Source organism: Alkalimonas collagenimarina, from assembly GCF_030717845.1.
GTDB lineage: Bacteria > Pseudomonadota > Gammaproteobacteria > Enterobacterales > Alteromonadaceae > Alkalimonas > Alkalimonas collagenimarina.
This window is the reverse complement of record NZ_JAUZVZ010000003.1, coordinates 174187-190641: the sequence shown is the minus strand read 5'-3', so window position 1 is coordinate 190641 and position 16455 is coordinate 174187. Positions and strand designations below refer to the sequence as shown.

General features: G+C 48.3%; 17 protein-coding genes and 1 riboswitch. Of the genes, 5 read left to right on the top strand and 12 right to left on the bottom strand.

Annotated elements, in window-relative coordinates:
• Positions 1-11 precede the first annotated feature (11 nt).
• Positions 12-1553, bottom strand: a complete 1542-nt coding sequence (locus Q3O60_RS03285; RefSeq protein ID WP_305892472.1) for a hypothetical protein — start codon at positions 1551-1553, stop codon at positions 12-14.
• A gap of 1423 nt (positions 1554-2976) precedes the next feature.
• A riboswitch (TPP riboswitch) is annotated at positions 2977-3081 on the top strand.
• On the opposite strand from Q3O60_RS03285, the gene Q3O60_RS03280 reads away from it, so the two are divergent.
• From Q3O60_RS03280 to Q3O60_RS03265, 4 genes are all read left to right on the top strand, one after another.
• Positions 3064-5202, top strand: coding sequence for a TonB-dependent receptor (locus Q3O60_RS03280; protein ID WP_305892471.1), 2139 nt, complete (start codon positions 3064-3066; stop codon positions 5200-5202). It overlaps the preceding riboswitch by 18 nt.
• A gap of 12 nt (positions 5203-5214) precedes the next feature.
• The gene (locus Q3O60_RS03275) at positions 5215-5463 is read left to right on the top strand and encodes a hypothetical protein (RefSeq protein WP_305892470.1); all 249 of its coding nucleotides are present in this window, start codon (positions 5215-5217) and stop codon (positions 5461-5463) included.
• On the top strand, positions 5460-6110 hold the full coding sequence (gene pnuC, locus Q3O60_RS03270) for a nicotinamide riboside transporter PnuC (protein WP_305892469.1): 651 nt from the start codon (positions 5460-5462) through the stop codon (positions 6108-6110). The genes Q3O60_RS03275 and pnuC overlap by 4 nt, the downstream gene beginning before the upstream one ends.
• On the top strand, positions 6050-6973 hold the full coding sequence (locus tag Q3O60_RS03265) for a phosphotransferase (RefSeq protein ID WP_305892468.1): 924 nt from the start codon (positions 6050-6052) through the stop codon (positions 6971-6973). Before pnuC ends, Q3O60_RS03265 begins: the two co-directional genes overlap by 61 nt.
• On the opposite strand, the gene Q3O60_RS03260 is transcribed toward Q3O60_RS03265, so the two are convergent.
• The gene (locus Q3O60_RS03260) at positions 6968-7150 is read right to left on the bottom strand and encodes a helix-turn-helix domain-containing protein (protein ID WP_305892467.1); all 183 of its coding nucleotides are present in this window, start codon (positions 7148-7150) and stop codon (positions 6968-6970) included. The two genes, Q3O60_RS03265 and Q3O60_RS03260, sit on opposite strands and share 6 nt — an antisense overlap.
• A 215-nt stretch (positions 7151-7365) precedes the next feature.
• On the opposite strand from Q3O60_RS03260, the gene Q3O60_RS03255 reads away from it, so the two are divergent.
• Entirely contained in the window at positions 7366-9498 is a 2133-nt protein-coding gene (locus tag Q3O60_RS03255) for a S9 family peptidase (RefSeq protein WP_305892466.1), read from the top strand.
• A gap of 153 nt (positions 9499-9651) precedes the next feature.
• On the opposite strand, the gene Q3O60_RS03250 is transcribed toward Q3O60_RS03255, so the two are convergent.
• The 10 genes from Q3O60_RS03250 to Q3O60_RS03205 are packed head-to-tail and all read right to left on the bottom strand — an operon-like array spanning position 9652 to position 16445.
• Positions 9652-9927: an HPr family phosphocarrier protein gene (locus tag Q3O60_RS03250; protein WP_305892465.1), complete on the bottom strand. Its 276-nt coding sequence runs from the start codon at positions 9925-9927 to the stop codon at positions 9652-9654.
• Positions 9911-10774, bottom strand: a complete 864-nt coding sequence (gene rapZ, locus Q3O60_RS03245) for an RNase adapter RapZ (RefSeq protein WP_305892464.1) — start codon at positions 10772-10774, stop codon at positions 9911-9913. The genes Q3O60_RS03250 and rapZ overlap by 17 nt, the downstream gene beginning before the upstream one ends.
• On the bottom strand, positions 10775-11245 hold the full coding sequence (gene ptsN, locus Q3O60_RS03240; protein WP_305892463.1) for a PTS IIA-like nitrogen regulatory protein PtsN: 471 nt from the start codon (positions 11243-11245) through the stop codon (positions 10775-10777).
• Positions 11246-11250: 5 nt separating this feature from the next.
• Positions 11251-11538, bottom strand: a complete 288-nt coding sequence (gene hpf, locus Q3O60_RS03235; protein ID WP_305892462.1) for a ribosome hibernation promoting factor — start codon at positions 11536-11538, stop codon at positions 11251-11253.
• A gap of 25 nt (positions 11539-11563) precedes the next feature.
• Positions 11564-13078, bottom strand: a complete 1515-nt coding sequence (locus tag Q3O60_RS03230; protein WP_305892461.1) for an RNA polymerase factor sigma-54 — start codon at positions 13076-13078, stop codon at positions 11564-11566.
• A 48-nt stretch (positions 13079-13126) separates the two neighbouring features.
• Complete coding sequence (lptB, locus tag Q3O60_RS03225) at positions 13127-13849, bottom strand: LPS export ABC transporter ATP-binding protein (protein WP_305892460.1); 723 nt, start codon at positions 13847-13849, stop codon at positions 13127-13129.
• The gene (gene lptA / locus Q3O60_RS03220; RefSeq protein ID WP_305892459.1) at positions 13846-14373 is read right to left on the bottom strand and encodes a lipopolysaccharide transport periplasmic protein LptA; all 528 of its coding nucleotides are present in this window, start codon (positions 14371-14373) and stop codon (positions 13846-13848) included. The genes lptB and lptA overlap by 4 nt, the downstream gene beginning before the upstream one ends.
• Positions 14366-14923, bottom strand: coding sequence for an LPS export ABC transporter periplasmic protein LptC (gene lptC, locus Q3O60_RS03215; protein WP_305892458.1), 558 nt, complete (start codon positions 14921-14923; stop codon positions 14366-14368). The genes lptA and lptC overlap by 8 nt, the downstream gene beginning before the upstream one ends.
• Entirely contained in the window at positions 14920-15477 is a 558-nt protein-coding gene (gene kdsC / locus Q3O60_RS03210; RefSeq protein WP_305892457.1) for a 3-deoxy-manno-octulosonate-8-phosphatase KdsC, read from the bottom strand. Before kdsC ends, lptC begins: the two co-directional genes overlap by 4 nt.
• Positions 15477-16445 carry a KpsF/GutQ family sugar-phosphate isomerase gene (locus Q3O60_RS03205; protein ID WP_305892456.1) on the bottom strand — a complete coding sequence of 323 codons (969 nt, stop codon included), beginning with the start codon at positions 16443-16445 and terminating at the stop codon, positions 15477-15479. Before Q3O60_RS03205 ends, kdsC begins: the two co-directional genes overlap by 1 nt.
• Positions 16446-16455: the final 10 nt, after the last annotated feature.

The window sequence follows — 16455 nt, the reverse complement described above, 5'->3', positions numbered from 1 at the left end:
ATGGCAGCTTACTACTGTGATTGGGCAGACAGGTTTAAAGCGTCTGACAACTGCATGATTTTATCGAAGCTCAAGCCAACTTGATTGGCAAATTGCAGTGGGGTCTGCCCCTGAGGATCGGTGGTATCCATATTCAGGCCATAAGGAATCAGGTTTGGGATGGCATCAATCCGCTGCTGAGCAATCAACATAAAGATGGCATAGTCCGGGATCGGCGCGTATTGCGCCAGTTGAATCAATTGTTCGGTATTGGCATGCTGGTTCAGCATACTGATAAATAGCACCTGATCAAATTCGGGGTGCGCACCACCCAGGCTACCGTACTTTTCCAGTAAAGCGACCACACTGTCAGCATCACCGGCATCCACCGTTTTTTGGGTATCCAGCGCCATTTGTAGCGCTTGGATATCTGTGTCACTCAACTGGTTCATGGTGGGTAGGGTTACCAGCCAGTCGTGCAATGTTGCAGTCCCACCGTTGTCAAATAAGGCATACTGGCTGATATCCACTTCACCGCAGCTGCGTTGCTTGGCATTCACGTGATCAAACAAGGCATAGTAATAGGTTTGTGCTTTGCGCATCTGCCGCAAATAATCTGTCCGCTCTTCCGACATACCGCTATCCAGCAGCAATTGTTCAAAGCTATCGGATAATTGCAGCAAATCCTGATACTGGTGATTGCTCCATTGGTTGATTCGGCTAATGGTATGTTGGGAATGAGCTTGCACGCCATATTTAACTAAGAAATCCAGCACAGCCAGTGCTTGTGTTTTTTCGTGTTGGTTGGTTGGGACCGGCAGGATATCCAATGAGCTGTAAAAATCGGCTTCGACATCGTGTGACACACCCAGACCACTCCATAGTTGTAGTGCGGGGTAATGCAGCAACTCGGTACTTAGGGTCACCAGGTTGTAGGTTTTGCCATTGGCCTGAAAGGTCGCATGTAAATCACCATCATAACGATGGGCAAGTGTATCCAATACCAGTTGATCTTGCCGGGTCAGGGTGGCAAACACCAAATCGGCCATTGTTACCCTCAGTCCGGCATTTAGCAACTGCTGCAAGTCTTTGAGTGGTAGTTGGGTATGCAGCATCAGGCTCGACAAAATATTTTGGCCTGCGATCATAGCGTTCTGGCTTAACTCACCTTGCTCAACCAGTTGAATGATGGTGGCGTAGTCTGACTTTGCCAACGCCAACATCACTTGGTAATCCAGAGAGGGTGACAATTGTTCCGGCCGGGCTTCAAAGGCAAAGGCAGTTAAGTTATTAGGTACAAAGCCGACCCGCTTGATACGGAAATCACTGACTGAAAAACCTGCCGCATGGTACACGGCGTTTTTGCGTTCGATGGAAATATTGGCTTTTATCAAGGAATCATAAAACTTGGCTTCGGCTTGCTTCATCTCCCGATGCATTTCTGCCAGCTCAGCTTTTAGCGGTTCGAAGTTTTCACATGAGAAGTATTGAGTCACAGATTGCTGATGAAGTGATAAAGCTGACGTGGTCACAGAGGCAGATTCATGCATTTGCTGACTGGATGACGGTAGCATAATATCGTCGTTGGTGACAGTGGACCTTGTATCATTATGAAGCATCGATACAAACAGAAGTATAATGCATAAAGAGGCAAGAAAGCATATGAGTGCTTTTTTCTTCATAAAGTCAATTCCAAGTGATTTTTGATTGTAGTTGAGTGAAAATAACTTATCTGGAATGAATGATAAAGTCCTACAACTAACGCATTCGGTTGTTAGTATCGTTTGTATTAATATTCGAAGTACTTTCTCTTTTGATCATTTCAGCAGCTTTTTCGAGGTAGTAGAAGACGCTGCTTATTGTCAAAATGATTAACGCAAATGAGCCTACGGATGGAGAGAGTAAACTATCTCCAATGGTCCCCAAGAAATAATACTCAAAAAAATAAATTGTGAAAGTTAGTGCGATAAGCAGCAAAATAGTATTACGCTTCCCATTTCTAATCATACTTTTGATCGACTTTGTCATTTTGAGCTCGCTTCAAATTATCTGTTTATTTTAAGGAATCAAATTATCTGTTTATTTTAAGGAAATTAATTACGGTTATTATACTGGGAAGTGAGGCAAGGCCCGCTTCCCATAACAAGATTTACTTCATAAATTATTAAAGCAGATTAAGAGCTTGGTCATGCATAACAATTAGCACTCATGGTATTGCAGTACATCCATATGGACCGCACTGCCCACCACCAGATCCGCCGCCATTTGATGCGAATAGTGTGCTACATTCGTAAACGTGCTCATTGTATCTGATACCACAATTTCTTGCTTCCCAGAGCCCACCAGCAGTTGCAACAGCAACGCATGCTGCGACTGCTGGGGGAAATGTAAAACCAGCACACAGCCCCGATGTCAGAACAGCCACAGAGCCAGCCAAGTACAAGCAGTGTTCTTTATCATTACCGGCGTCAGCAATGCACCTCTCATAACTAATGGGTCTATAATCATTTGGTGGTGTTGGATTTGGAGGTGGTGTATAGCTACCACCACCGCCATCTCCTCCATCGGAGTTATCACCACAGTACCAATCGCATGGTTCTGGCCAGCCCCAATCCCAATCCCAACCGCCACCCGGTGGTCGATAACATGTCTGCATATCACCACCAAACCCTTCGCATTGTTGGCTTGCATCTGCGGTATTTAACTTTAACCGCCAGCCCCAGCCGCTACTGAAGTTTTCTGTTGGTTGGCTAAGTTGCGCATGGGAGTTTGTGTCCGGTGCATGCTCTATATTCAGCATCAGCAGCGGGAGGCACAGTGCAATTCTGCTAAGTTGTTTCATTGAAAGCATCCTTATGCATTTAAATGTAAATATTATGAGTTCTATGCGCGCAAGCATCATTATTGATGCATTTTATATTTTTTCAAGTTAATTTTTTGTTTTATTTGCTTGTGCTTTAGCAGGATTGCCAGTTGGCCTGAAAATCGTTACACTGCGCGCCTACCAGGGGGTGTGCTCGTAAGAGTGCTGAGATGCTGTTTGGCGAACCCCAAGAACCTGATCCGGATCATGCCGGCGGAGGGATGGTGTTACTGACTCCTTTTGCGCGGGTGATCCCTTTACCGGAGACCATCATGCGCTGTCGTTATTCCGTTGTTGCCGCTTGTATTCTTGCCTCCTTTGCCGCTACGGCGGAGCAAGAGCCCATTGAACGCCTTGAGGTGCAGGGCGACTTCCGGCGTTTGTCGGTGCAGAACATTGCTGGCAGCATTGCGGTGGTATCCGAGCAGGATATGCAGCGCAGTTCGGCGCAGCACCTGGATGATGTGCTGAACCAACTGGCCAATGTCAACTTCGCTGCCGGTGCTTCGCGCGGCCGTTTTGTGCAAATGCGCGGTATTGGTGAGCGCAGCGAGTTTATCGATGTGATCAATCCTTCGGTTGGCGTGTTGATCGATGGCATTGATTACTCTGGCCTGGGTATCAGCAGCATTGCCCATGCCGAACAGCTGGAAGTGTTTCGTGGCCCGGAAGCCACCCGTTTTGGCACCAATGCCATGGCCGGCATGCTGAACCTGAGCTCGAAACAACCGGATTTTCGCCGTGATGGCGCTTTTAGTGCTACTTTGGCCAACTACAACAGCTGGCAGCTGAGTGGTATGTTCAGCGATGCCATCAGCGAGCAAGTCGCCTTTAGCCTGACTGTGGATAAACAGGTGTCTGATGGTTTTATCGAGAATGCCTTCCTCGAGCGCAAAGACACCAACGATATTGATGAGCTGACCACCCGTGCCCGGTTGCTGTACCGCCACAGTGACGATTTAGCGTTGCAGCTGATCGCCCATCATATTGACCAGAACAATGGCTACGATGCATTTTCACTGGATCGCAACCGCACCACGCTATCGGATGAGCCCGGCCAAGATAAACTAAACAGCAAAGCGCTGGCGCTGCGTTCGGATTATTCCGCGTTAAGCGGCATCGATATGATGCTGCAACTGAGCTGGCTTTCGGCCGACTCGGATTACAGTTTTGATGAAGACTGGTCTTTTGTGGGAATTAGCCCCGGTTGGGAATACTCTTACTTTGATCGCTACCTACGCTCGCGTGAGCAATGGACGGTTGATTACCGCTTGGTATCGGATGAGCAGGGGCGTATTTTCGGAAATACTGATTGGGTGCTGGGGTTTTATGGCAGCAGCCGAGATTTAGATTTGCAGCGTTTGCGTCGTGCTGGCTCAGAGTTTCGTGAGTTTGATAGTAGCTTGCAGCGCGACAATCTGGCGGTTTATGGTGAAACCAGTAGTGCGTTATCCGAGCAATGGACTCTGGTGGTCGGTGGCCGGGTGGAGCGTTACAAAGACGACTACCGCGACAGTGGTGATTTGTCGCTGCAAGAGCGGCATACCATGTGGGGTGGTAAGCTTAGTTTGAACTACCAAGCCAGCGAACAAGCAATGATTTACACACTGTTGTCGCGCGGCTACAAAGTGGGTGGCGTTAATGGTGAAGCCTTATCCCGTGCTGGCGATGATGGCTTTTCTGCCTTATTGCAGCAGGCGACATTCGAACCAGAAACCTTGGTCAATGCTGAGTTTGGTGTCAAAGGCGCAGCCCTTGATGGCAGCTTGGTAACCCGGGTGGCTGCGTTTCATATGTGGCGCCATGATATGCAGGTCAAAGGCTGGTTAAACCCAGACTTGGGGCCAGAGTTTGCTGGCTTTATTGATAATGCCGGCCGTGGTCGCAATTACGGTATTGAGATGGAGAACCGCATTGTGTTGCATCCGAGCTTTATTTTGCATGTGAATGCTGGTTTACTGAAATCCAAGCTTGGCCCATACGTTACAGGCAATGAGCCTCAGATTGATATGACCGGACGTGACCAAGCGCATGCACCACGCTTTACCTATCAGCTGGCGGGCGATTGGTACCTGACAGAGCAGCTGATGCTGCAGGGCAGCGTGCAGGGCAAGAGCCGCTTTTATTACTCCGATGGTCACAATGCGCGTTCATCCGGCTCGGAAGTGGTGAATCTGCGACTCAGCTACCAGTTGGAACAATGGCAGCTGGCGCTATGGGTTCGTAATGCATTGGATCAGGATACGGCAGTACGCGGCTTTTATTTTGGCAACGACCCGCGGGATGAGTATGTGCCACACACCTATGAGCAATGGGCCGAGCCACGCCGTTTTGGTGTGACGGCCAGCTATCAATTCTGAGGAGGGTAAGCGATGCAACTGTCAGTAGAAATCAGTAAGTACCCGCTGGCCGATGAGTACATCGGCCCGATCAAAGCGTTTCTGCAGCAATTGGGGCAGCAACCGGATCTTCATGTCATCACCAATACTATGAGCACGCAAATCTTTGGTGAGTACGATGCGGTGATGCAAGCACTGCAACTCTGCATGAAGTGGTCGTTCGAGCAGTATGGCAAGGTGGTGTTTGTCTGTAAGTTTATTCCGGGTGATTTGCGACCATGATCGCTGCAGTGCAGCAGTTTTGGCAAGAGTGGCAGATGCTGACCAGCTTAGAGCTGTTGGCTATGCTGCTGGCGCTGGCTTATCTGCTGTTGGCGATGCGGCATAGCCTCTGGTGCTGGCCTGCCGCATTATTCAGTACCGTCATTTATACCTATGTGATGTGGCAGTATGCATTGCTATCGGATGCACTGCTGCAGGTGTATTATGCCGCTATGGCCTTGTATGGCTGGTGGCACTGGCGCTTGCTGCAACAGACCAAGCAGCAATCAAAGGCAGGGGTTAAACCAGTGCTGGAGTGGGGCTGGCAAGCTCACCTCACGCTTATTACCGTAGCGACGGCTGCGGGGCTGGTGCTCGGCTACCTGATGGCCAACTACACCCATGCCGATTACCCATGGATTGATGCAATGACCACCAGCTTTAGTGTGATGACCACCTACCTGGTCGTGCGGAAGCTGCTGTCCAATTGGTTGTACTGGCTGGTGATTGATCTGGTTTGCGTCTATGTTTACTTGCAGAAAGGGCTTTATTTTACCACTGCACTTTTTGTATTGTACTCATTACTCGCAGTTATAGGATACGTGGCATGGCGCAGCCATTACCGGCAACAACAACTTACCAAAGAGCCAGAGCTGCAGCCAGTCTGACGGAGACGCAGGCTGAGCATCGTATTCGACAGCTGTGTCTGCATCTTGAGTTTTTCACCAGCCACCCGCCATTGGCGATGAAATCGCTGTCTCATGGCACCACCAATTTAAGTTACTGGGTGAAGACAGGCCGTGGTGAGTATGTGGTTCGGCATTATTCGCCGGATGTCACCGGCGTGTGCCGGCAACAAGAGCTCCGTTGTCAGCATGCGGCAGCAGTCGCTGGCCTTTCACCAGCACCTCTTTGTTTAAATAATCATCAACAGGTACTTATTTCTGAGTTTTTAGCCGATGGCTGTGAGTTGCAATTAACCGAGCAACGTTTGCCCGCCATGGCAAAGCAGTTAGTCGCTTTGCATCGGCTGCGAGTGCAGACACCGGTGCTGGATCCTGCCAGTTACCTTGATGATTTAAAGCAGCACCATCAAGACAACTGGAGCAAGCAGGCGCAGCAAAGTTATGATGAAGTCATGCAGGTGATTGAGCAATTTATGGCGATGCCTGAGGATATAGTACTGACACACCTCGATTTGCACCCGGGTAACTTATTGTGGCAGCAGCAGCGCATTTGGTTGCTGGACTTTGAATACGCCCAATTAGCTGACAGTAGCCTGGATTTAGCTTCTATCATAGAAAGCTTTCAGTTATCGGAGCATCAGAGCCAGCAATTGCTGAAGTCTTATCAGCAGCAGCGTCCGAATAGCCAATGCCTAGGCTGGCCACGAAAGTTGGCGGCGGCTCGGGTGATTTATCTGGCGTTTTGCTGGTTATGGTATTTAGCGCTGGAAGGAGGGGAGCAAGCTGCCAAGCAGCAATGGCAATTGCTGCAGCAAGCATTGTATCGTTTTAATGCACTGTTATAAGCCACCGAGCCGTTCGGCCAGCGTCTTATAGCGCTCGACATCTTCTTGTTTAAACAAAGGTTTACCTTGTTCGTCCTGCTCTACACTGACCAGCAGATTTTCCCGAGCCAACCGCTCGACTCTGATCCCTTGTACTCCTAAAAACGCTGCAACTTCATCCACTGTCATTAATGCCATTGTTTTACCCTTGTTATAGTGACACTTAAAATAACTTCCGCTCTAAGTAAAGCGCAAAAAGCTCCATTTGTGAATGAAAATTTTACTCAAAGGTAAGGACATTCATCGCTGGGGCATGCAGCTGTTACACTTGGTTACACCTCTTTTAGTTAAAGCAATGGTAGAAGAAGCAAAGCCATGCTAATTTTTTAGACAAATTTACATGGATAATAGCAATGAAACCATTAATGACTTTTTTTGTTTGTTCTAGTTTATCGCTAAGCTTTGCTGCTGTATCGGCACAAGATGTGTTGCAGCCCCCTGTTGCTGAGCAACGGCCTCATACCGTCAGCTCACCTCATGGCGACCGGATCGACCCCTATTACTGGTTACGTGATGATACTCGCAGCAGTGCTGAAGTGATTGATTATCTGGAGCAAGAAAATGCGTATTATCAGTCGTATAAATCGTCATACAGTGCTCTGGTTGAGGAATTAACGGAAGAGATTATCGGCCGAATTCAACAAGATGATAGCTCGGTTCCTTATACCATGGGTGATTACAGCTACAGCACACGCTACGAAACAGGTAAAGAATACCCGATCTATGTGCGTACGCCTTTAGCCGGTGGTGATGAAGAGATCATGCTGGATGTGAATGAATTAGCCGAAGGTAAAGATTATTTTCAAGTTGCTAATTGGCGGGTTAGTCCGGATCAGCAAAAGCTGGCCTATATGGAAGATACCACCGGTCGGCGGCAGTATACCTTACGGGTGAAAGATTTGAGTACTGGAGAGTTGTTAGCGGATACCCTGAGCGGCTTGTCTGCGTCTATTGCCTGGAGTGCCGATAGCCAGCATCTTTTTGTGGTAGAAAATGATCCTGTTACCTTGCTTAGCACCAAGGTATTCCGTCACCAGCTTGGGCAGGATGCTGAGCAGCGGGCCTTGGTGTACGAAGAGCAAGACAATAGTTTCTTTATGGGCGTGGGGAATACCCGCGATCAACGTTATGTGGTGATTGGTGTCAGCAGCACGGTATCAAACGAGTACTGGGTGTTGGATGCAACTACACCGCAAGGGGAGTTGCAGTTGATAGCTCCGAGACAGCGCGATTTTAAATACTCTGCGGATCATATTGATGGTCGTTGGGTGATTAATACCGATTGGGAAGCGCCAAATTATCGTTTAATGGTGGTTGAACACGAGAAACTGGGCGATCGCAATCATTGGCAGGAACTGGTTGCGCACGATGAGCAGGTCTTTATTCAAAGCTTTATTGCTTTCAAAGATCACCTGGCTATTAATGAGCGCAGCGATGGATTACGCCGTATCCGTTTACTGAGCTGGGAGGACCCTAAGCAGAGTCATTATCTGGCCTCGGATGAGCCAAGTTTTGTTATGGGCTTTTCAGTCAACCCAGAGCAAGATAGTGAGTGGCTCCGTTACAGTTACACTTCACTGACCACGCCCAACAGTATTTATGAAGTCCATCTGGGTACTGGAGAGCGCCGATTACTGAAAGAAGATGAGGTGCTGGGTGGATTCGATAAAAACGACTACGTGACGGCGCGTGTTTGGGTTCCTGCTGCAGATGGTGTGAAGATTCCGGTTAGCTTATTGTACCGCAAAGACTTTAAACGTGACGGGACGGCGCCGTTGTACCAGTTCGCTTATGGCTCTTACGGCATTTCGATGGATCCTTTCTTTCGCTCAGCCGTACTGTCGTTAGTTGACCGGGGTGTTGTGTATGCCATTGCGCATATTCGTGGTGGTCAGGAAATGGGCCGACACTGGTACGAAGATGGCAAGTTGTTGAATAAAACCAATACCTTTGATGATTATATTGCGGTGACCGATTATTTGGTTACTGAAAAATATGCGGCGGCAGATAAAGTCGTCGGAATGGGTGGCAGTGCGGGTGGTTTGTTGATGGGGGCCGTTGCCAACCAAGCGCCGGAGAAATATCGTGGTTTGATTGCGCATGTGCCTTTTGTGGACGTGGTCACAACCATGTTGGATGAAAGCTTGCCACTGACGACCAATGAGTACGATGAGTGGGGTAACCCGAATGAAAAGGCCTATTACGATTACATGTTGTCGTATTCGCCTTATGATCAAGTGAGTAAACAAGCCTACCCGGCGATGCTGATCACGACAGGGTTTCATGATTCGCAGGTGCAGTACTTTGAGCCTGCTAAATGGATTGCCAAGTTAAGAACCCACACAACCTCGAAGCAACCATTGTTGATGCGAACTAATATGGAAGCGGGGCATGGCGGTCGTTCCGGGCGCTTTGCTCGTATGGCAGAAATTGCCGAAGAATATGCTTTTGTACTGCAGTTGGTGACAGAGCCCAAAGCGGAGTAATCTCAATGGCAGTGGGATGGTGCTCTTGCGCAACAGCGGCAGGGATGCCGCGGAGGCTGAGACAGCACAGGGAAGTGCTGTCGAAGGTGGTGGAGTAAGTAGCTCCAGCCTCCCTGCAGTACTCAGATGTATGTATATGCGGGCTTAAAGGAGCTAGCTTTCTTCAAAGCCACTGGCGATCAGCTGAACCACGGCTTTTAAAGCCGCTTCAGCATCGTCACCTTCAGCAATCACCTCGACCGATTTTCCCTTGCCGCTGGCCAGCATCAGTAGCGCCAGTACACTGCTGGCATCTGCAGTGCGTTCTTGCAACCTAAGTTCAATGCGGCTACTGAATTGCTGACACAACTGCGCCAGCTTGGCTGCGGGCCTGGCATGCAGCCCCAGCTGATTGATGATGGTGACTTCGGCGCTATACTTTGTGGCCATGATGCCTTACCAGTTCACGATGGCGCGTTTGAATATCATCGCGGTGTTTGCGAAAGCTAACCGCTAAGCTTTCTACCATAAAGACCGAGCGATGCTGGCCGCCGGTGCAGCCGATGGCAATGGTCAGGTAGCTACGGTTATTTTTTTCGAGTTGTGGTAACCAGTTACTGATAAATTGGTCTATCTGTGCAATGTAGTCTTGAACCACGCTTTGGCTTGATAAATACGCTTTGACTGGCTGGTCTAGCCCAGTAAAAGGCTTGAGCTCAGGCTCCCAATGAGGGTTGGGCAAAAAGCGAGCATCAAACACAAAGTCAGCATCTTTCGGAATGCCATATTTAAAACCAAAAGACTCAAACAGAATGACCAATCGTCCCGATTTTTGTCCTAAAATACGTTCGCGTAACTGCTCGGCCAGCTGGTAGACATTAAGCTCTGTGGTATCAATATACAAATCGGCCCTGCTGGCAATAGGATCCAGTAGTTGTTGCTCGCGCTGAATGGCCTCATCCAATGACATGGCTTGATGAGACAGCGGGTGCATGCGCCGTGTTTCGCTAAAGCGTTTAATCAAGCTGTTGTGATCGGCGTCTAAGTAAAGAATAGTAAGGGTGACTTTGCGGGGCAGATAAGACAATATTTCAGCAAGCTCATCGGGGTCTTCCGGTAAATTCCGTACATCAATGCTGATAGCGACCCGCTCATACTTACCAATCACTGCATTGGCCAGTGTCGGCAGCAGATTGACCGGAATATTATCGACACAATAATAGCCAAGGTCTTCAAGTACCCGCAAGGCAACCGACTTTCCTGACCCTGAACGACCACTGACGACCAAAAGCTTCATTTAACGCTCCGTTTCGTTTTGCGCATCCAATAAAATTTGATACAGGGATGCATCGGATTCGGCATGACGAATTTTCCTCGTCAGCTCTTTCTTCGACAATAGCCGTGCTATCGCAGCCAAGGTATTTAAGTGAGTCTGGCACTGGCTTTCTGGGATCAGAATGGCGCAAAAAATATCCACTGCTTGATTATCAATCGCATCAAACTGAATGGGCTCTTTGCTAACGACAAAGATAAGCACCGGTTGCTCAACCTCTTTTAGCTTACCATGCGGGATGGCAATACCCCCACCGATGCCAGTTGAGCCAAGTCGCTCTCGAGCCATCAAGGATTCAAGGATCACGTATTCAGAGGTCTCAGGTAACTGCTGATGAGCCAACTCAGCAATGTACTCAAGAATGCGCTTTTTACTGTTAAAAAGAACTGCACTCTTGGTGCAGTCCTCGGATAGCATTGAACTTAGAGTAGTCATTATGATTAATGTCGGGCCAGTTTCTCTTTATGTTTAATGACTTGCCGGTCCAGTTTGTCGATTAGCTGATCAATGGCGGCATACATATTCTCACTTTCTGAGACGGCAAAGACTTCCCCACCATTCAGGTTGAGCTTGGCTTCTGCAATCTGTTGCAATTTTTCCACGTTTAGCACCACATGTACATTGTTAATATGCTCAAAGTGACGCTCAAGTTTGGCAAACTTGGTATCTACATACTCTTTTAAGGCTTCAGTGACTTCAACGTGACGACCAGTAAGATTGATTTGCATAGCCTGTTTCCTTCTAGTTAAGTACTTACAGTAAGGTTTTACGCTGATTAGACGGCGGAATAAGCAAAGCCTCACGGTACTTGGCAATGGTTCTGCGGGCAACATTGATGCCCTGATCCGACAGTATGTCCACCATTTTGCTATCGCTTAATGGTTTTGCCGGGTTTTCCGCCGCGACTAACTTCTTAATTAAAGCTCGAATTGCAGTGGACGAACATTCACCCCCATTTTCTGTACTAACATGGCTGGAGAAAAAAAACTTTAACTCAAAAATACCGCGTGGTGTGTGCATGTATTTTTGCGTAGTGACTCTGGATATGGTGGATTCATGCATACCTACCATTTCGGCAACATCATTCAGCACCATCGGCTTCATTGCTTCTTCACCATGCTCAAAAAAGCCTTGCTGCTGCTGAACGATGCAGTTAGCCACTTTGAGCAGGGTTTCATTTCTGCTTTCAATACTTTTTAAAAACCATTTCGCTTCTTGCAGATGTGACCGGATAAACTGGGTATCTGCCGTGTTTTTTGCAGTGCGTGACATGGCTGCGTAGTGTTGATTGATACGGATTTTGGGCATGGATTCTGGATTAAGTTCAACCAGCCAGCGACCTTTTATTTTTTTCACCGATACATCGGGGATCACGTAGCTTTGTTCTTCCCGAATCACTGTGGTACCGGGCCTTGGATTCAAGCTATGGATCAACTTCATCGCGTCTCGCAGTTCGTCTTCTTTCAGTCTAGTCACTTTCATCAAAGTTCGAAAGTCGCGATTGGCTAATAAATCGGCATGCTCACTTATCAGCAAGCGAGCCGCCGCCAGATAAGGTGTTTCTTCGGCAAATTGACGCAGTTGAACCAGCAACGATTCCCGTACATTGCGTGAGCCGACGCCGATAGGGTCAAACAACTGAATACGCTTTATTACGGCCTCAACCTCATCAGCTTCAATGTCGTCCAGGCCTAATGATTCAAGGATCTCTTCACACTCAATGGTTAAAAAGCCTGCTTCATCGATTGCTTCAATAATGATTTCAGCAATGGCACGATCGGTATCTGAAAATGGCGTGAGCTCCATTTGCCAGCGCAGGTAGCTTTGCAGCGTCTCTGAGGTTTCTCCTTGATAAGCGGTATCCTCGTCGCCATTGTAGCCTGCTGAAGCAACTGGGGCTGCACTGACTAAATCATCCCAGTGGTTATCCAGTGGCAGATCATCGCTTATATCCTGGCTGGTCATCGACTCACTGGTATCGGGCTCGTCATAATCTTCTGAGCCATCCGAACCGTCTGAACTGTGTGTATCTGAGGAATGTTGTTCTGACGGATCTTGTTGTTGCATAGAGTCGTCAGCTTGCTTGTCGTCGCTACCGTTAAGCTGATCGTAATCGTCTTCAGACTCCAGCAAGGGGTTGGCATCCAGTGCTTCCTGGATTTCTTGTTGTAACTCAATAGTCGACAGCTGTAACAGCCGAATGGCTTGTTGCAGCTGAGGAGTCATGGTGAGTTGCTGGCCAAGACGAAGTTGTAAAGATGGCTTCATTGGTATGTACGGTGCTCCTGCATAAAAAAACAAAGCCTGATGCTATAACTATAGCCTGAATTGCTCACCAAGGTATACATCCCTGACGTGCTGGTTTGCGAGTACATCTGCTGGGGTACCTTTTGCAATCAACTCCCCATGACTAACAATATAGGCCGTTTCACAAACATCAAGGGTTTCTCTGACATTGTGATCGGTGATCAAGACACCAATGCCACGTTGACTGAGGTGCTGAATGATTTTTTTGATATCCAGTACCGAAATAGGATCGACTCCGGCAAAGGGTTCATCCAGTAGCACGAAGTCGGGATCGGCTGCCAGAGCCCGGGCAATTTCTACCCGACGGCGTTCGCCCCCTGATAAACTCATGCCAAGACTCTGGCTGATATGACCAATGTGAAACTCTTCCAGCAGATCATCAGCTGTTTCTTCCTGCTGTGAATTTGAAAGCTCTTTGCGTGTTTGCAGTATAGCCAATAAGTTATCCCGCACCGTTAACTTACGAAAAATGGAGCTCTCTTGGGGTAGGTAGCCAATCCCAAGCCGGGCGCGTTGATGAATGGGTTGATCAGTCACATCGCTATTGTTCAGCATGATAGACCCTTTATCGCAGGGCACAAGGCCAACGATCATGTAAAATGTGGTGGTTTTGCCAGCCCCATTGGGTCCGAGTAAGCCAACGATTTGTCCGGCATTCACTTCCAGACTGACATCTTTCACCACATGCCGACCTTTATAGCTTTTGGCTAAATGGGATGCTTTCAATGTCATGGTTGTTGGTTCTCTTCTTGATTATTGTTTTGCGGTTGACGCTGCGCAGGTTCAAATATTGTCCTGACTCGCCCATTTTCATCATCACCACGTTCAGCATTTAATTGCTGTGTTTCAATGTTATAGCGCATTAATGCGCCCCGAACCAGACTGCCGCTTTGTCTTAACTCTGCGTTCCCCGTCATGGTCAGCATGCGGTCGGCTCGCTCAAAGCGAATTTCTTGGGCTTCCGCTTCCACTCTGGAGCCATCTTCCATCAGTTGGCTGTAGGTTGCCGGGTTACCGGTGGCAATAAAAATCTCTGCCCCTTTGCCGGCAGAACCGTCTATTTCGAGCTTTTCGGCCAGAATTTTGAGCGATCCCTGTTGTACAATGACATTACGCTCATACACAAGATTAGATGTTTGTATATCGGTGAAAAAAGTGTCCGAATCAACAGATAAAGGTTGTTGGAAGTCTGACTGATCTGCCAACGCGAGTGCACTGAACAGCAACGCCGTCAGTAGGAGAGAGGTTTTAATCATTCTGGTAATCCGTCCGTAGGTGTTGCTGCATAAAAATACTCTGTTCATTCAGGCTGGCTCGCATACCTAAACCGTGTATGGTAAAGCCTATACCGAAAATCATTACCTCTTCGTCGGTGGTAATAAGCTCCGAAGGGAGTGACATTTCAAGGTACGATGTTTGCACTCGATCAATTAAATCGTCAGGGGCTAAATTTTGCAATAACACCTCACCATCAAGAATCAGCTTGTCATTCGGGTACAATACTGCGGATACACTGGACGCCTGCCAACTCAGGTTGTGTGCTCTATCTAGCAAGGTAAATACAGGCTTCTCGAGTTGTGTAAAGCCAAGCCACTCAAAGTGCTCCATACGTTCTGCCTGCACCAACTCACTGAGCTGGCCATCTTCATTGTACACGGTACGTGTTAACTGTTCGGCTATAAAATCCGGGATCAGTTCCCGTTCCGTGTAAATGGATGTGCTGTCTTCAGATGCTGAATGCCACCAGTAGCTGAATACCGCAGCTACCAGCAAGAGTATTAGGCTAAGCCGTAGCCAGCTTTTCATGAGCTACTGCCATCAAATTGTTGAAAAGCGTTGCGGCACATGAGCAGCAGATCTGAGGCTTCCCGAACTGCACCATAACCACCGAGGCTTTGGGTAATATAGTTAGCATGGAGTCGCAAATACGGGTGAGCATCATGAACCGCAATGCTCAGGCCAACACGCTGCATGACATCCCAGTCACTTAAATCGTCACCGATATAGGCCACTTGCTCCGGCTGAAGCGACAGTGTAGTAAGCAACTCGTTGTAGGCCGGTATTTTTTGTTCTTGTCCCTGATAAATATAGGGGATGGTCAGTGATTGCATACGTTTCTGGACGATATCAGAGGTACGACCGGTGATGACCGCAACCTCTACGCCAGCTTTGCGTAAGGCTTTGACGCCATAGCCATCGCGGGTATGGAAGGCTTTTAGCTCTTCGCCGTCGTTACCAAGGTAAATGCGACCATCCGAAAAAACTCCATCAACATCACAAATCAGCAAACGGATTTGTTGCGCCTGTTGCCACAGCTCATCGGAGACTGCTTGGTAGCATTGTTTAAATAAGCTGCGCATCACAACACTCCAGCCTTTAACAGGTCATGCATATTCATCGCACCAATCGGTTTCTTTTGTGCATCAATAATAATTAAGCCGTTAATCTTGCGCTGCTCCATCATCTTTAACGCTTCGGCTGCTAAGGTTTCCGGGGCTGCCGTAATACAGTCAGGCGTCATCACCATAGTAATGGCTGTGTCATGAATATCATAGCGTTGATCAAGAATACGGCGTAAATCACCATCGGTAAAAACACCTTGCAATTGACCGGATGAATCGACAATGGCGGTCATCCCCAGACCTTTGGCAGACATTTCCAATAATGCCTCTTTAATAGATGCAGTGACCAACACGATAGGCACAGCACTATCGCTGTGCATCACATCTTGTAAGCGTAACAGTAAACGCCGGCCCAAGCTGCCCCCTGGGTGAGATAAGGCAAAATCATTGGCTGAAAAGCCACGCGCATTTAATAAAGCGACTGCCATGGCATCTCCCATGGCAAGTGTTGCTGTGGTGCTTGCTGTTGGGGCCAGCCCTAATGGGCAGGCTTCCTGATCGACTTTAACACAGACATGGACATCAGCGAGCTTAGCTAAAGTCGAGGAAGGATTTCCACTCATGGCAATCAAATGAGCACCTATGCGCTTGATCACCGGAATGATGGTGAGGATCTCACCGGTTTCTCCGGAGTTAGATATGGCAATCACCACATCATCTTTGGTGATCATACCAAGATCGCCATGGCTGGCCTCACCCGGATGGACAAAAAAAGCTGGCGTACCGGTGGATGCAAAGGTTGCGGCAATTTTATTAGCAATGTGGCCAGACTTGCCCATGCCGGAGACAATGACCCGACCGCTGCTGTCCATAATGAGTTGACAGGCCCGCTCGAAGTCATCATCGATAAAGCGGGCTAATTGCGAGACCGCCTCTGCTTCGATGGCTAAAACCTGTAACGCCTGAGCTTTAAAACTAGTGGTCATGGGAGCTTCC

Coding starts and splice junctions, on each gene's coding strand:
- Q3O60_RS03285 (WP_305892472.1), bottom strand. CDS start 1,553: ATGCTACCGTCATCCAGTCAGCAAATGCATGAATCTGCCTCTGTGACC.
- Q3O60_RS03280 (WP_305892471.1), top strand. CDS start 3,064: ATGGTGTTACTGACTCCTTTTGCGCGGGTGATCCCTTTACCGGAGACC.
- Q3O60_RS03275 (WP_305892470.1), top strand. CDS start 5,215: ATGCAACTGTCAGTAGAAATCAGTAAGTACCCGCTGGCCGATGAGTAC.
- pnuC (WP_305892469.1), top strand. CDS start 5,460: ATGATCGCTGCAGTGCAGCAGTTTTGGCAAGAGTGGCAGATGCTGACC.
- Q3O60_RS03265 (WP_305892468.1), top strand. CDS start 6,050: ATGGCGCAGCCATTACCGGCAACAACAACTTACCAAAGAGCCAGAGCT.
- Q3O60_RS03260 (WP_305892467.1), bottom strand. CDS start 7,150: ATGGCATTAATGACAGTGGATGAAGTTGCAGCGTTTTTAGGAGTACAA.
- Q3O60_RS03255 (WP_305892466.1), top strand. CDS start 7,366: ATGAAACCATTAATGACTTTTTTTGTTTGTTCTAGTTTATCGCTAAGC.
- Q3O60_RS03250 (WP_305892465.1), bottom strand. CDS start 9,927: ATGGCCACAAAGTATAGCGCCGAAGTCACCATCATCAATCAGCTGGGG.
- rapZ (WP_305892464.1), bottom strand. CDS start 10,774: ATGAAGCTTTTGGTCGTCAGTGGTCGTTCAGGGTCAGGAAAGTCGGTT.
- ptsN (WP_305892463.1), bottom strand. CDS start 11,245: ATGACTACTCTAAGTTCAATGCTATCCGAGGACTGCACCAAGAGTGCA.
- hpf (WP_305892462.1), bottom strand. CDS start 11,538: ATGCAAATCAATCTTACTGGTCGTCACGTTGAAGTCACTGAAGCCTTA.
- Q3O60_RS03230 (WP_305892461.1), bottom strand. CDS start 13,078: ATGAAGCCATCTTTACAACTTCGTCTTGGCCAGCAACTCACCATGACT.
- lptB (WP_305892460.1), bottom strand. CDS start 13,849: ATGACATTGAAAGCATCCCATTTAGCCAAAAGCTATAAAGGTCGGCAT.
- lptA (WP_305892459.1), bottom strand. CDS start 14,373: ATGATTAAAACCTCTCTCCTACTGACGGCGTTGCTGTTCAGTGCACTC.
- lptC (WP_305892458.1), bottom strand. CDS start 14,923: ATGAAAAGCTGGCTACGGCTTAGCCTAATACTCTTGCTGGTAGCTGCG.
- kdsC (WP_305892457.1), bottom strand. CDS start 15,477: ATGCGCAGCTTATTTAAACAATGCTACCAAGCAGTCTCCGATGAGCTG.
- Q3O60_RS03205 (WP_305892456.1), bottom strand. CDS start 16,445: ATGACCACTAGTTTTAAAGCTCAGGCGTTACAGGTTTTAGCCATCGAA.